The following is a 14207-nucleotide window of genomic DNA, read 5'->3' on the forward strand; positions in this document are numbered from 1 at the left end:
TTTAACGCTGGTGGCGGATACCAACACCGATTTTGATGAGCAGATCCCCGGCGCACTGATGGCGGCCACGAACTACAGCGCCAAGAACGGCGTTATCAACTACATGTATCGTCAGGTGCCAAACGTCGCGCCGAAAGTCACCACAACCCCGCTATCTGATTTTTACGACAAGCTGCGTGTGAACTATTACGGGCGCACACAGACCGCTGGCCAGCAGATTGATTTTTATCAGCGCGGCGTGGTGATGGGCGGCGCGACTGCACCCACCGATATGAACGTTCACGCTAACGAGCAATGGCTTAAAGATGTATGCGCCGCAGCACTGCTTACCGCTCAGTTGTCACTGGGCCGGATTTCGGCTAACCGTACCGGGCGTGGGACGATCATCACCACATTGCAGGAACCGATCGACGCTGCGCTCTACAACGGCGTGATTAGCGTAGACAAGCCACTAAAAACTATCCAGAAGCTCTATATCACCCAGATGACGGGTGACGATAACGCATGGCAGCAGGTGCAGGGGATCGGGTACTGGCTTGATGCGTACATGGAAAGCTTTGTCACTCCTGACGGCCGCACCGAGTGGCAGTGCGTCTACACCCTGATTTACAGCAAAGACGATGCGATCCGCCGTGTGCAGGGCATGGGCCTTAACGGCGACCTGGTGCATTGGTCTACCGCGCAGCCGCTAGTGATTACGTTGAACGTGATCCCGAACAGCGACGACGACAAGAACCTCTATGTGTTGGCCGAGGCCAATCGTGTCGCCAAGGGCAAAACGAGCGCGCGGGACAAGATCACCATTGCGTTGACCTACGCAAGCGGAGAGGTACGCACGTTGTCGAACGGGGTGATCACCGATGCCATCCTGGGTAACGGGGTAGCCAGCGCTGGCCGCATGAAAACCAAGGCCTATATCCAGACGTGCCGCTCGCTGATGCCAGAGCCAAGCGTGATGAAGCCAAACGCCTGTTGGCTGCTGGTGGCGATCCTGGTGAAGAGAAGAAGTCAGAGAAACAGGCTAAGAAGGTGAGCGTTGAAAACACCTTTGAAGCACTGGCCAGAGAGTGGCACGCCTACAAAGTGCCGAACTGGTCTAAGGGCTATGCCGAAGATCTGATGGAGACCTTCGAAAAAGACATCTTCCCCTATATCGGGAAACGACCCGTTGCCGATATCAAACCCCTTGAAGTTTTAGAGGCGCTGCGCAAGTTAGAGAAACGTGGTGTTCTCGACAAGATGCGCAAAATTCGCCAAGCCTGCAGCCAGACGTTCCGTTATGCGAACGTACAATCACGCCCAATATTTGGATGGTCGCCGGGAGATGCTTCAGTGGTATGCCGACTATATGGAAAGCCTTGAGCGCAGTGGGAATGTTGTGCATGGCACTTTCGGAAAGCTTGCGTAACTGTATGCATAGACAGTGATAAACTACCAAGGTAGACTACAGTAGACGATTAAAGAATAGGCTATGCCTAGGGTAGCTCCCGAAAACCCGTACACCTCTACGGGTTGGTATAGCCGCTAAAACTTAGAGGGCGTGAGGTGGCGTTATGCTAGATATTGCTGAAGTGCTCAAGGCTCGCGAGAGTGAGTTTGTCAGTTTGAGAGAATTAGTTACACGCATACGTTTACAGCAACCGCATGTAAGTGAATCTGAGATTGCAGATTTTCTTTACTTAGAAAATAGCAGCGGTGACCTACCTGAATGGGTCAAGCAAGGGATTGCTAAATCTATCGAAACTACAGATGGCGGGTATGAAGATGTAGAACTAGTAGCACTTCTCAAGGCCATCCGTGAAGAAGGCCACATGCCAGAAGTTACGCCTGGGTGGGTTAGAGATGAGGTACAGGTTGCTAAAACGAAGGCGACTGAGCCGCCGATGGATTTTGATGATGATATTCCGTTCTGACGTGGAGGGATGAATGATGGCTGGTTGGGGAAATAACGATCATTGGTCTGCGCCTCATTTCGATGTGTATGGCTTCCGCCGTTCAGAACTAAAGGCACTTGCTGATAAACTTGGTATGGATTTGACCATTCCAATAAGCGAGGTCAAGCCAACGCTTTTGGCTGACGCTGATAGCAAACCTTTGAGTGATGCTGATATAGGAAAATTAAGGCTGGAGATTGACTCTCTCAAAACGCAGGTTCGAAAGCTCGAACATGAGAGGCCTATATTGATTAAAAAATATCGAGAAGACGACCCTCTTTATTTAGCAATTCAAATCCGGAATCAAGAATGGGCGAGTTACGACCATGACAATGATCGTACGACCAGGGGAAACCAACTATCAATCATTAAGGAGCTTGAAGGTAAGGGATTTTCTAACTTTCAAGCCAAGGCCATTGAAATGGTTGCTTGCCCTATCAAAAGAGGCTAGTGAACCCCAAACCCTGAAGGCTTACTTTGCCATTCGGGGGGAGCCCTCAGGGTAAAAAAAGATAACCCTGAGGGTAATCATTATAAATAAACAGTTTTCATCCCTCAGCCCTCAGGGTACTTACTATCTCTAATAGCCCTCATGCTTGAGGGTATGAAATTAAAGCTACTTTTCATGCAATCATTTATCTCGTAAACCGCAATAGACGTTACGAGGTAAACATGACAAATACACTTATCCGCCTTACCGAAGTCCAGCGCCGAACTGGTTACAGTAAAGCCTGGCTCTATCGCCTGATATCTCAGGGCAAGTTCCCAGCATCTGTAAAAATAGGCACCCGATCTATTGCCTTTGTTGAAAGCGAGATTGACGAATGGGTCAATCAGCGCATTGCTGAATCTCGCGGGGTGGCTGCGTAATGGAAATGAAAAACCGCCCCGTACAGCAGGCGGCTAGTCAGAAGGTTGGCACCCCTGATAATAGCGCCATCCCTACCATCAAGCCAGCACCGAAGAAGCACCGCGCCCGTGTGTACATGCTGAAAACTGGCGTCAATGGATGGACTGAGAACGACATTCTCAAGTATTGCCGCCTCTCGTCTGGCCGAAACTACGCCAGCGAACTGGAACGCCGCCTGGATATTCATCTGGAGCGTATCGACGAGAAGAACCCGGACGGTATTGGTAGTCATTTCCGCTATCGCTTTGTGAGCCGTGCTGATGTCCTGCGCGTGATCCAGTTGGTCAACCATAACGCCGCTGCTGGTGGCTATCACGGCCTTTCCCAAAGCGACATAGCCAACATCCTGACCTTGTACCCGGACGCCTTCACCGCAGCCTAACGGAGCCTGATAAATGAAACTCGAAAAAAGCAGATTCAATTCTGAGGCCGCCCCTCAGCCTGTCGCCACCCAGAGCGTGATTGGTAATAACGACTTTGCTGCTCTGGTGCCGGTTATTTCCGGCCAGATCGGCGGGCGTGAAAATAATATTGTCAGCGCCAAGGCATTGCATAAAACGCTAGGAGTGGGCCGTGATCTCTCAACCTGGTTCAATGAGCGCATTCAGGAATACGGCTTTGTCCGTGGTGTGGATTACTTCACCGACGATGACCAAGGCGCAGTGTGGTTGATTAATGAACAATATTCCCCCGTTTCGGGGAAAAATAAAAAGCGTGGTCGCCCTGAGAAAGGTTACTACCCCACCTTAGCAACAGCGAAAGAGCTGGCAATGGTAGAGCGCAATGAGCAAGGCCGCGCTATTCGTCGTTACTTCATCCAGTGTGAGGAAGAATTACACCGCAGCGTTCCAGAGATAGCCGCACGTCTACGCCACCAACTCAAATCCCGCATTGGTGCCGCCAATATGTTCAAGGCGATGTGTACGGCCTTGGAAACTGCCAGAGCTGAACAGGGTAAGCAGACCTCACAGAACCATTACACCAACGAAAGCAACATGATTGCCCGTATCGTCCTGGGCGGCATGACTGCCAAGCAGTGGGCGCAGGCGCACGGCATTGATGGTGATCCACGCGACAGCATGAACGCCGAACAGCTTGAACACCTCTCCTACATGGAAAGCACCAACATCACTCTGATTGATATGGATATGGACTACGAGCCGCGTAAAGCTGAGTTAATGCGCCTGTCGCAACGCTGGTTAACCAAGCCGCAGGCGGTGGCAGCATGATGCGTAACATTGACCTTATCCGCGAAGTGACCAAAGCAGCAGCCAGCCGCTGGACTGACGTGTTGCCGATGGTGGGGATCGACGTTCCCGCCAGCCCACGCGCACAAGTGGCCTGCCCCGCCTGTGGTGGGAAAGATCGCTTTCGTTTCGACGATAACAAACGTGGCTCCCATAGCCGAGCCTAAGTTAACGTGATTTTTCTTAATTAGATCAACAGTGCTAGAGTGAAAGTGCTGGTACTGTTGGTTTCAGCAGCCACTTTTTTTTATTTCGGTGAGATAATGGAAGGTTTGTGCTGGGTTGGTGACCGTAATCAGGCCGGAACCGATGATCGCGAACACCGTCAAAAAAGTAATGCGTATGATGGATCATCATGCAACGTCTTGAAAATAACTAACTGGAATTAAAGGTAATTTGTTATAGTTAAAATAGGACACGCAATACACAGTATTCAACAAAAGGTAAAAGTAATGCCAAATAATGATTTCGAAGCAACTAATTCCCGTGAAGATTATGTGCAAGGATACAAAGATGGTTTCCGTTCTATTCAAGGAAATGTTGTAGTACCCATAGCGCCTGCAGTGAGTGGTTTGGCTGGTATATCAAGGTATGACCAAGGATTTGCTGATGGCGTGAAAGACGCAGGGCGATGATTTTTACGGCATGAACTGATAATAGTCAGATAACCTATTGATAAAAGGCTATTTTACTTCATTTGGTAAGCGTCTTTTTCTTTGAAAAGACTACACCATAGACTACACAATATCAGCCATAACTGTTACTCCGATTAACGGTTTGGTGAGACGCCTCGGCAGTGTTACAGCACTCCGGGGCGTTGCTATTTTAGCTTTTCGTATGTAATGTGTAATTACACATAAACACACTACATCGGGTGTACTTAACATGTCAACACACAAAAATGAAAGACGTGGTAATCCACCATTCCAGTTCAGACTTGATCCTGAATTACGGGAGCTAATGGAGCAAGCTCAACAACAGGACGGCGATGAGTCTCTTGCGGCCTGGATAAAGCGCATCATTCGCAAAGAGTTACTGCAGCGCAATATCACTCTAAAAGGTTAATAAATAAAATCAGGAGAAACTATGACTCGCAGATTAAGTTTTATTGAAATAAACAAAGAACAGTTCGATATGTTTTTTTATGGCCGCTCTCCATATATGAAAACATTCTCAAATGAAATTTCTTGGTTTAAGTTCGAAAAGGATGGAATAACACTTTTAGCAACCATCGTTCTTTGTAATATAGATAAGGATTTCAATGCAATAATATTAGGTAGGGATCTCAATAAAAAATTTAGAGCTATAAATGTTATAGCATCCTTTACATCTAAAGAAGATCTAATTTTTGAAATAAACTCATGCATACCCAAAATGCTTTCTCAACACCACAATGGATTATTTATGCAAGGGGATGAGTCTCCAGAAACCTTCTCATTATTTATGAGGAAAGTTCCAGAAGCAAAAAGAAATATTTACATGAAAATGCTGTTAGAAGATCCTAAGCATTACCCTGCCTATATTGTGTTAGAAGAATTAGCATATTGGTTTAAAGATCCTGACGGTATTTTTATACGCGACTTTCAAAGTGCATCATTCAACTCTAGGCTTTTTGAGCTTTATTTAAATGCTGTTTTCTATGAGCTTGATTTCACAATGAATAGGAATCATAATCAACCTGACTTCATGCTTTCAAAATTCAATATTGAGATAGCTGTGGAAGCAGCAAGCATTGCCGAAATTGAAGATCCTCTAGAGAAAAAAATTGTTAACCAAAAGCAATTTGAAGAGATTGATAGTCATGTGAAAAACGTTATGCCATTTAAATTTGCTAGAACTTTACTTAAAAAAGTAAATCACCGTCCAGAACCAAATAAAGTATATTATTGGGAGCTGGAGCATACAAAGAATAAACCATTCATTATAGCTATGCAAGATTATTCAAAAAGAATGTCAATGGGATTTTCAAATGTTGCTCTTCATAGTTATCTTTATGGGGTGGATATGGAAACGGGGGACAAAATTGAAGTACACAGCTACGAATCCAGAAGTATAAAATCAAATTTTTTCTCATCCCCAAAAAATAAACATGTCTCTGCTGTATTCTTAACTACACAAGCCACACTACCAAAATTTAATCGCATGGGGGTACTCGCAGGGATTGAGCAAAAAGATTGCAAAACAATTGTAAATGGTATGAGAACTGACGATGATTTTAATATTGTACCTTTTGTAGCTGATATAAGTGATAGCAAATATGAAGAACCGTGGTGCACAGCCGCGTATATGTATCACAACCCAAATGCCCATAACCCTATAGATTATAGACTATTCCCAAATGTAGTTCATGTTTTCCAAAAAGATGACGGGTTTGAAGAACTTGTTCCCAAAAACTACATCTTACAGTCAACAACTGTTGTGTTTAGCACACATTAAGGCATATGTAAAATCAAATAATTTAAGCGGCGAAATAAGCCGCTTAAATAAAAATTAGACCTAATTCCACTCTCCACGTATCCAAGCTTGCACCTCTGAAACTCGGTAAGCAACTGCTGATGGTCCAATTTTAATGCGCTTTGGAAATTTACCTTCCTGTTCCATGCGCCAGCGTGTTGAGTTAGACAGAGTAGTCATAGCCCGACATTCTGGCTCTCGGATCATTCGGTCAAGTTCGGGCATATACTGGAGATCTTCTTTTTTCACTACGGAAAGCATAGCCATATCAGGCGCTCCTTTTCTTAATCACTTTAATTGTATTTTATTCACCCACCAGCCCATCAAGGTAAGCAACCCATCGGTCCAGCGCTTCTTGTTTTTGGCGGATATACTTGCTGCGGTTGTAGATTCCTGCCACACCCTTTAAGGTGTGCCCCAGCAACTGCTCTACTACAATAAAATCAACACCCATGTCGTTGAGACTTGTTGAGAACATCCGTCTTAATCATGTAATGACCAGCGTTTTTCATGTTTCAGGGACGTAAGGTTTGTGCATCCCATTGTGCTGACGGTTGAATCAGATTTATGGAATGACCCCGTTCCGGTAGACGATCCTGCCCTATAGTTTGAGCATAGGGGGAGCATATGGGCACACCACGATTTATACCTGAATTTAAGGAAGAAGCCGTCCGTCAGATAACGGAACGCGGTTATTCCGTTGCCGAAGTATCTGACCGTTTGGGCGTTTCTGCACACAGCCTCTACAAGTGACTACGTGTTATCAAACCTGATAACAGCGAGCAGCATGCCCGGGATTTACTGGAAGCCAAAAGCGAGATCCTGAAACTACGGGCGCAGCTAAAACGTACCGAAGAAGAACGGTATATCCTGAAAAAGGCCGCGGGGTACTTTGCAAGGGAGCCCGTGAAGTACCGCTTTATCAATGAGCACCGCACTGTATGGGGTGTGATGACGATGTGTCGGGTACTCAATGTCGCCCGGGCCGGGTTCTACGCGTGGCTGCATAATCCGGTCTCAGCGCGTGATAAAGATAACCAGCGTTTGCTGACGCTCATCCGTGACTCATATTCACTGAGCGGAGGTGTATACGGTTATCGACGGATTCATGGCGACCTAAGCGAAATCGGGGAAACCTGCGGTAAAAATCTGGTGGGTCGTATTATGCAACTGAACCGGATTAAAGACGTGCGCGGCTATAAATCTCCGCGTCGTATCGCTGGCAGACCTTCAGTGGTTGCCCCTAATCGCGTGCAGCGGCAGTTTACTGTTGTCCGGGCCAATCAGGTCTGGGTCACCGACATTACTTATATCCGCACCTGGCAGGGCTGGTTGTATCTGGCGGTGGTTATCGATCTCTTCGCCCGTAACGTGGTCGGCTGGTCGATGAACCCCACTCTCTCACGCGAACTGGCGCTGGATGCGCTGATAATGGCGGTCTGGCGACGTAAACCTGAGGGCGAGGTCATCGTGCACTCAGACCAGGGCAGCCAGTACGGCAGTGACGACTGGCAGCGCTTCTGTCGGGCCAATAACTTGGCCCCGAGCATGAGCCGGCGTGGCAACTACTGGGATAATGCGGTGGCCGAATCGTTCTTCAGTTCGCTGAAAAAAGAACGGATCAGAAAACGTATATATAAAACCCGGGATCTGGCCCGGGCGGATATCTTTGATTACATTGAAGTGTTCTACAATCGGGCCCGGCGTCACAGTCATCTCGGTGGCGTCAGCCCGGAGGCCTTCGAACAGGCCTCGTCGTGAGGACAGAATTTGTCTATGGTTGTGGGGCAGTTCATATTGCAGCGCCCCTAGTTGGGAGCCCGGTGGAGGTTTGTCAGCAGTCTCAAGTACCCTTTAGAAAAGATCGATATAATCATGACGGGAATAGTCTCACCGAGACGTTCATTAAATAAATTAATGCACAGTGGGTGTTAGGCCGGTAAGGATTATCTCGAATAATTTAGCTTGGGCAAGTTTCAGTGGCAGCATAACGGTAGCAACAAAAGTAGACATGGTTATAGATAACTAGCGTCTATCGGTGCATTTGCTATATCACTCACTTTGGTTTATTAGCACCGTTCTATCGGTAATACTATTTCTTCTTTAGCATATCCATTCAGTAATACGACAAGGAATCTTAATAATTCCTCAGTGTTACTCATCACCGTGAGTTATGGCTGACATCTACCGCTGCCTCGTATCTGTGGTGCCATATCAATGAGGTGCGTTAAATAAATATTGTATAGATATCAAGTTGATAGGTGAGATTAAGCATAAGGAAAAATAGTTAAGTTGGTTTTTTATAATCTCTCAATGAAATTATTTCAGATTTGGTGATGACGCATCAGATACAACGACTTGGGTGTAATAAAATGAAGCATAACGCTATCGTAATTTTACGTGGCTAAGAGCACGCACTTTAGCAGCATAACTAAAAATGGGTGATTTTAAATGGCTTACAAATTATATGGTTATGTGTGTTTCAGTCTTAAATGTCGCGATTTAAAATAAAATGGTTTTTTTGGCTATATAAAAACAACCACCATAAGATTAAGTCTATAGGCTATTTTTTGGTATTTTTTTAGCAGAAAATAGCGTTGTTTTAATAAGTAATGGGTTTCTTAACTGGTTTGGGTTCGGTGGGGTATGCTGATGAAAGCAATTATAGGGGATTTTTAGCTTATGGATAACTTTAGGACTTCTCTTATAATGCGCCCAGAAATCAGATTAATCCTTGCTGGCTCTAAGAATAAATAAGAGTAGAACTGAGAGGGGTAAAATGATGACTGATAGCAGGGAAGAAAAACTTTATGGCTTCATCATTAACGGTAATGTCCAGTTGGATATTGCTAATCGGAGATTATCACGCTTCTATTCTCCTACGGAAAAGTCTGCTTTGTTTGCTTATGTGATGCTAAATAAAACCATGCTCCAGTTACTCATTTACCTGTTGGAAAGCGCCTGCAGGAATGAAATATCCTCAAAGGAAGATATTCTAAGACATTTATGGGATGAACAAGAGGATTTTTCTTCCAATCAAAGGTTATGGCAGGTAATGAAAGAGCTGAAGCTAAAGTTGAAAGCCATTGAGCTTCCAGGTGATTTTATTGTCTCAATTAAAGGAAAGGGGTACTCGGTAAAAGAATATTCTATTGTTGCATTGTTTTATAAGTAACTGGCCCTGTCATCATTGGGCGTATCAATGCTGTGTCTATGACATGGATATCACTTTATAACTCTAATGAGTGTCGAGCGTTGTGTAAACAACGGGTTCGCTAATGGCTTGATATTGTAAAAAATAATGAGCATGTAATTTCTACAATTGAGATTAAAAACATCCATTCAAAAATAAAACCCGGAAGCAAATACGTTATGGATTGTTGAAAATAGAGTAAGGGGGAATGAGATAGGAAAAATTAAAACTTGTATCACTAGTGTGAAAATAAAATTTACTACTTCTCTAACGCATTGTTTCCTATGGGAGATGATGGCGTTAACTAACGCGTTTTTTAAGGAATAAAAATATTATGAAAAAGACTCTGATCGCTGTAGCACTACTTTCTTCTTCTGTCACCGCTTTCGCCGATGACGGCAAAATCGATTTCGTCGGCTCTATCACCGACGATGCATGTACCATCGTTAACAATATGACTAACCCGCTCATCGTAACCCTGGGTACGGTCTCTAGAACAGCCTTCACTGGTGCGGGTTCTACAGCCGCGCCAACGAAGTTTACTATTGCACTGACCAACTGCCCGTCGAACGTTAACTCCGCTGTGGTTAAATTTGATGGCCTTGCTGATAGCACCGTCAACTCTATCCTGGCTCTGACACCGGATAGCGGCGTCGCCACTGGCGTAGGTATCCAATTGACTGACAACAATAACGTCGTTGTTCCGTTGTACACGGCTTCTTCAGCCTATACGTTGCAGAGCGGCGCCAACAATTTGGACTTCGTTGCACGTTATTACGCAACCGAAGATTTAGTGGAATCGGGTTCGGCTAACTCAACCAGCAATTTCACTATTGTTTATAACTAATCTGTCTTTTTCTCATCTGCCCCTTACCGGCGGGGAGTGACACTTGCGGGCCGGCTTTGGTCGGCCCGCTTTTATTTGGAGTATCTCTTTATTATGAACACCTGGCTTATTTCCTTAGTGATCTCCTGTCTTATTTGGGTGGGAGGCGCCGCGCACGCTGCTGAAGTTGGTGGTGTCACCATTGGAGGCACCCGGCTTATTTATAAAGCGGCTAAAAAAGAGGCGTCTCTAAACGTCAGCAACTCCGATGCCTCGCCTTATCTTATTCAGTCATGGGTCGAGTCCCTTAACGATGGCGCTGAGAAGCCCCCGTTTATCATTACTCCGCCTTTGTTTCGTCTGGAAGGGAATCAGCAGAATTTGCTGCGCATAGTACGTACCGGAGGCAACCTTCAGGAAGACCGTGAATCTATGTTCTGGCTGAACATCAAGGCTATCCCGGCAAGCAGCCAAAAAGAGAATCGCAATACTCTGCAAATTGCCGTCAAGACCCGCATCAAGCTGATTTACCGGCCGCAATCACTCAAGGGGATACCCGAAGATGTTACCTCAAAGCTCACCTGGTCTCAGAGTGGTCATCGTCTCACCGTCAATAACCCGACACCGTTCTACATGAACTTCAATCAGATCAGGATTGGCGGGCGGGAGGTGAAAGAGGTCACCTATGTTGCCCCCATGAGTTCCGCTTCTTTTGACACGCCGGCTGGCGTATCTGGTGCTGTTACCTGGAAGCTGATATCCGACTACGGTGGCATCGGTGCTGAACATTCAGCAGGGCACTGATGAGTTTCACTGGCAGCATAAGGAACACGGAAAAACGTTCCCTTTAGATCCGCTTTTCCGATGGTATGGAGTTTTACAGGATGAAAATATCTTCTCATTGCCACACTCAGTTTCGCAAAGGCAGACTGGCATGTTTTATTGCTTCTCAATTTGCCCTTCCAGTTTTATTGGTCACGGAGGTTCAGGCCCGCGATTATTTTAACCCTGCATTGCTTGAGCTCGGTACTCCAGGTCAGGCCTCGGTTGATCTATCCACCTTCGGGGAACAAGGTGGGCAGATACCCGGCACCTATCGCGTGGATATCTATCTGAATAATGAAAAAAAGGAGACCCGTAACGTCGAGTTCCGCATGATGCCCGATGTCACTGGGAAGCCAACCCTGCTGCCATGTCTCTCCATTGATGACCTGGCGACATGGGGAGTGCAGACTCAAAAATTCCCCGACCTTGGCCCCCCTGGAACGGCATGTGCCAACTTGGTCGCGATCCCCCAGGCAAACAGCAACTTTCGTTTTACCAAGTTACAGCTATTGCTCAGCGTTCCCCAATCCGCAGTCAATAATGCCGCACGTGGCTGGGTTGACCCCAAACAGTGGGATGAAGGTATTCCTGCTGTGCTGCTCAATTACAGCGTCAGCGGGGCCAATAACTATGCCAGAGAAGGTAACGGCGATAACAGCAGCAGCCAATTTGCCAACCTGCGTCCTGGCGTGAACCTTGGCGCTTGGCGCCTGCGCAACTACACCACCTGGACACGCAATAGCACCGGAGGCAGCAACGGACAGACGACCGATAAATGGAATACTGTTTATACCTATGTTCAGCGCGACATCCGAGCACTCAAAAGCCAGTTGACGCTAGGTGACAGATCTACCTCCGCTGATGTGTTCGATAGTATCCCCTTCCGGGGAGCACAAATCGCCTCTGATGACGATATGCTGCCAGAAAGCCTGCGCGGCTACGCCCCAGTCGTCAGGGGGATTGCGCGCACCAATGCCCAGGTGACTATCCGCCAGAACGGCTACGTTATTTATCAGAGCTATGTTTCGCCTGGCAGCTTTGAAATCAATGATATGTATCCTACCGGCAGTGCCGGAGATCTCAATGTCACCATCAAGGAATCCGACGGTAGCGAGCAGCGGCTCGTTGTGCCTTTCGCTTCGTTACCTGTACTACAACGGGAAGGTCAGCTCAAATACAGCATTACCTCCGGCGTCTATCGGGACTATGACAACAGTGTCGAGAAAACCCCGCTGACTCAGGGAACCTTTATCTACGGCTTGCCTAACGGGTTTACCGGTTACGGCGGGAGCCAGTCTGCCAGTAAATATCAGTCTCTCGCGTTAGGTATAGGCAAAAACCTCGGTGATTTCGGTGCCATTTCTACCGACGTCACCCAGGCTTGGTCGCGTCAGAAAGGGGGCAAACGTGAGAATGGCCAGTCCTGGCGGGTACGCTACAACAAAAACTTTATCTCCACGGGAACCAACTTCGCCGTCGCTGGCTACCGTTATGCCACTGACGGCTACTGGAGCATGCAGGAAGTGCTGGAAACCTACCGTGAGGCTAACGGTAATCCAACCCAGGAGCGCCGCCGCAATCGCGCTGAACTCACTATGACTCAGTCACTGTGGGAGGGGGCTGGCAACCTGGCGATCACCGCAGTGCAGGAGGATTACTGGAACAACGATCGCCGCATGAAGTCATACGGCGTGAGTTACAACAACGCCTTTAACGGCATCAGCTACGGCATTAGTTACACCTACAACCGCAACTCTACTGTGACTTCTATGTATGGCAATAGCGGTAGCGGGCGCGTCTACAACAATGATCAGTTGGTTTCACTGAATTTGAGTATTCCTATCAATGTGTTGTTTGGTCACCCGAGCTATGCCAGCTACATGATGAATACCAGTAAGAAAGGTAACACCACTCATAGCGTCAGCGTCAGCGGTAGCGCGCTGGCGGATAACAACCTGAGTTGGAGTGTGCAGGAGGGGTACGGCACTAAAGGGCAGGGCAACAGCGGTAGTGTCAACGCCGACTGGCGAGCCACTTATGGAGAAGTCAGCGGTGGTTATGCCTATGACAAATACCACCAACGCCTCAACTACGGCTTACAAGGTGGGGTTGTCGCACATGAAGACGGTATCACGCTTTCACAACCGTTGGGCGACACTATCGCCCTCGTAGCTGCTCCCGGCGCCAACGGCGTTAATGTGCAGGGACAGGCCGGAGTGAAGACGGATTATCGGGGCTATACGGTAGTGCCTTACATCAGCCCATACCGTAAAAACGACATAACCCTCAATACGGAAACCTTTGGGGATGACACTGAGGTCAATCTTACTACGCAAACGGTCATTCCTACTCGTGGCGCGGTTGTCAAAGCCAGTTATCAGACCAGTATTGGTCAGCGCGTGCTGATGGTGCTGACCAAACAGAATGGGCAGGCCGTTCCCTTTGGTGCCACGGTGACAGTGCAGGGCGCAAAAGAAGCACAAGGCTTTATTGTTGGCGATGGTGGGCAGGTTTATCTGACTGGATTAAGTAACAGCGGGACACTGTTGGTCAAGTGGGGCCTTAATTCAAATGAACATTGTTCAACCCAGTATGTTGTTCCGGGGGCTGGAAAGGCAGGCGGCATTAATAATATTAGCGGCCTGTGCCTCTAGGTGTAGAGCCGACAACCAAAGTTAGTCAATGATAGGAAGCGTACATTTTATGAATAGTAGAAAAAAATGCATATTATATACTGTCTCAGTACTCTCTTTGTTAATGGTTTCAACATTGTCCTGGGGGATCTGTATTGCGCCAATTACGACTGTTAGCTTCCCCT

General features: G+C 47.1%; 14 protein-coding genes and 4 pseudogenes. 16 read left to right on the plus strand and 2 right to left on the minus strand.

Going from position 1 to position 14207, the window contains the following annotated elements; all coding sequences use genetic code 11:
• Positions 1-7 precede the first annotated feature (7 nt).
• From D9980_RS26900 to D9980_RS00765, 11 genes and pseudogenes are all read left to right on the plus strand, one after another.
• Positions 8-583: pseudogene (locus D9980_RS26900) on the plus strand (DUF3383 family protein); the annotation flags it as partial.
• Positions 584-909: 326 nt separating this feature from the next.
• Positions 910-1299, plus strand: a pseudogene (locus D9980_RS00725) (tyrosine-type recombinase/integrase); the annotation flags it as partial.
• Positions 1300-1553: 254 nt separating this feature from the next.
• Positions 1554-1913, plus strand: a complete 360-nt coding sequence (locus tag D9980_RS00730; protein ID WP_121606100.1) for a hypothetical protein — start codon at positions 1554-1556, stop codon at positions 1911-1913.
• Positions 1914-1926: 13 nt separating this feature from the next.
• Positions 1927-2385 (plus strand): hypothetical protein, encoded by a 459-nt coding sequence (locus D9980_RS00735; protein WP_121606101.1) that lies wholly within the window; start codon positions 1927-1929, stop codon positions 2383-2385.
• Positions 2386-2606: 221 nt separating this feature from the next.
• Positions 2607-2804, plus strand: coding sequence for an AlpA family transcriptional regulator (locus D9980_RS00740; RefSeq protein ID WP_121606102.1), 198 nt, complete (start codon positions 2607-2609; stop codon positions 2802-2804).
• The gene (locus D9980_RS00745; RefSeq protein ID WP_121606103.1) at positions 2804-3226 is read left to right on the plus strand and encodes a hypothetical protein; all 423 of its coding nucleotides are present in this window, start codon (positions 2804-2806) and stop codon (positions 3224-3226) included. The genes D9980_RS00740 and D9980_RS00745 overlap by 1 nt, the downstream gene beginning before the upstream one ends.
• Before the next feature lie 13 nt (positions 3227-3239).
• Positions 3240-4073: an antA/AntB antirepressor family protein gene (locus tag D9980_RS00750; RefSeq protein WP_121606104.1), complete on the plus strand. Its 834-nt coding sequence runs from the start codon at positions 3240-3242 to the stop codon at positions 4071-4073.
• Positions 4073-4243, plus strand: a pseudogene (locus D9980_RS00755) (primase-helicase zinc-binding domain-containing protein); the annotation flags it as partial. The gene D9980_RS00750 and the pseudogene D9980_RS00755, both read left to right, overlap by 1 nt.
• A 300-nt stretch (positions 4244-4543) precedes the next feature.
• Entirely contained in the window at positions 4544-4726 is a 183-nt protein-coding gene (locus tag D9980_RS26610) for a hypothetical protein (protein WP_162304213.1), read from the plus strand.
• Positions 4727-4976: 250 nt separating this feature from the next.
• On the plus strand, positions 4977-5156 hold the full coding sequence (locus D9980_RS00760; protein ID WP_121606105.1) for a hypothetical protein: 180 nt from the start codon (positions 4977-4979) through the stop codon (positions 5154-5156).
• A 21-nt stretch (positions 5157-5177) separates the two neighbouring features.
• Positions 5178-6527, plus strand: a complete 1350-nt coding sequence (locus D9980_RS00765; protein ID WP_121606106.1) for a hypothetical protein — start codon at positions 5178-5180, stop codon at positions 6525-6527.
• A gap of 60 nt (positions 6528-6587) precedes the next feature.
• Here the strand turns inward: D9980_RS00765 and D9980_RS00770 are convergent, their stop codons facing one another.
• On the minus strand, positions 6588-6812 hold the full coding sequence (locus D9980_RS00770; RefSeq protein WP_121606107.1) for an AlpA family transcriptional regulator: 225 nt from the start codon (positions 6810-6812) through the stop codon (positions 6588-6590).
• 37 nt (positions 6813-6849) lie between these two features.
• Complete coding sequence (locus D9980_RS00775; protein WP_238393674.1) at positions 6850-7023, minus strand: hypothetical protein; 174 nt, start codon at positions 7021-7023, stop codon at positions 6850-6852.
• A gap of 149 nt (positions 7024-7172) precedes the next feature.
• Here D9980_RS00775 and D9980_RS00780 point away from each other — a divergent pair.
• The 5 genes and pseudogenes from D9980_RS00780 to D9980_RS00800 all read left to right on the plus strand — a co-directional run bounded on the left by D9980_RS00780 (position 7173) and on the right by D9980_RS00800 (position 14043).
• Positions 7173-8306: pseudogene (locus tag D9980_RS00780) on the plus strand (IS3 family transposase).
• Between the two features lie 1018 nt (positions 8307-9324).
• The gene (locus D9980_RS00785; RefSeq protein WP_121606108.1) at positions 9325-9720 is read left to right on the plus strand and encodes a helix-turn-helix domain-containing protein; all 396 of its coding nucleotides are present in this window, start codon (positions 9325-9327) and stop codon (positions 9718-9720) included.
• A 352-nt stretch (positions 9721-10072) separates the two neighbouring features.
• Positions 10073-10585 carry a fimbrial protein gene (locus D9980_RS00790; RefSeq protein WP_121606109.1) on the plus strand — a complete coding sequence of 171 codons (513 nt, stop codon included), beginning with the start codon at positions 10073-10075 and terminating at the stop codon, positions 10583-10585.
• A 93-nt stretch (positions 10586-10678) separates the two neighbouring features.
• Complete coding sequence (locus D9980_RS00795; RefSeq protein ID WP_121606110.1) at positions 10679-11368, plus strand: molecular chaperone; 690 nt, start codon at positions 10679-10681, stop codon at positions 11366-11368.
• 80 nt (positions 11369-11448) lie between these two features.
• Positions 11449-14043: a fimbria/pilus outer membrane usher protein gene (locus D9980_RS00800; RefSeq protein ID WP_121606111.1), complete on the plus strand. Its 2595-nt coding sequence runs from the start codon at positions 11449-11451 to the stop codon at positions 14041-14043.
• Positions 14044-14207: the final 164 nt, after the last annotated feature.

This window comes from Serratia sp. 3ACOL1 (assembly GCF_003668775.1).
Taxonomy (GTDB): domain Bacteria; phylum Pseudomonadota; class Gammaproteobacteria; order Enterobacterales; family Enterobacteriaceae; genus Chania; species Chania fonticola.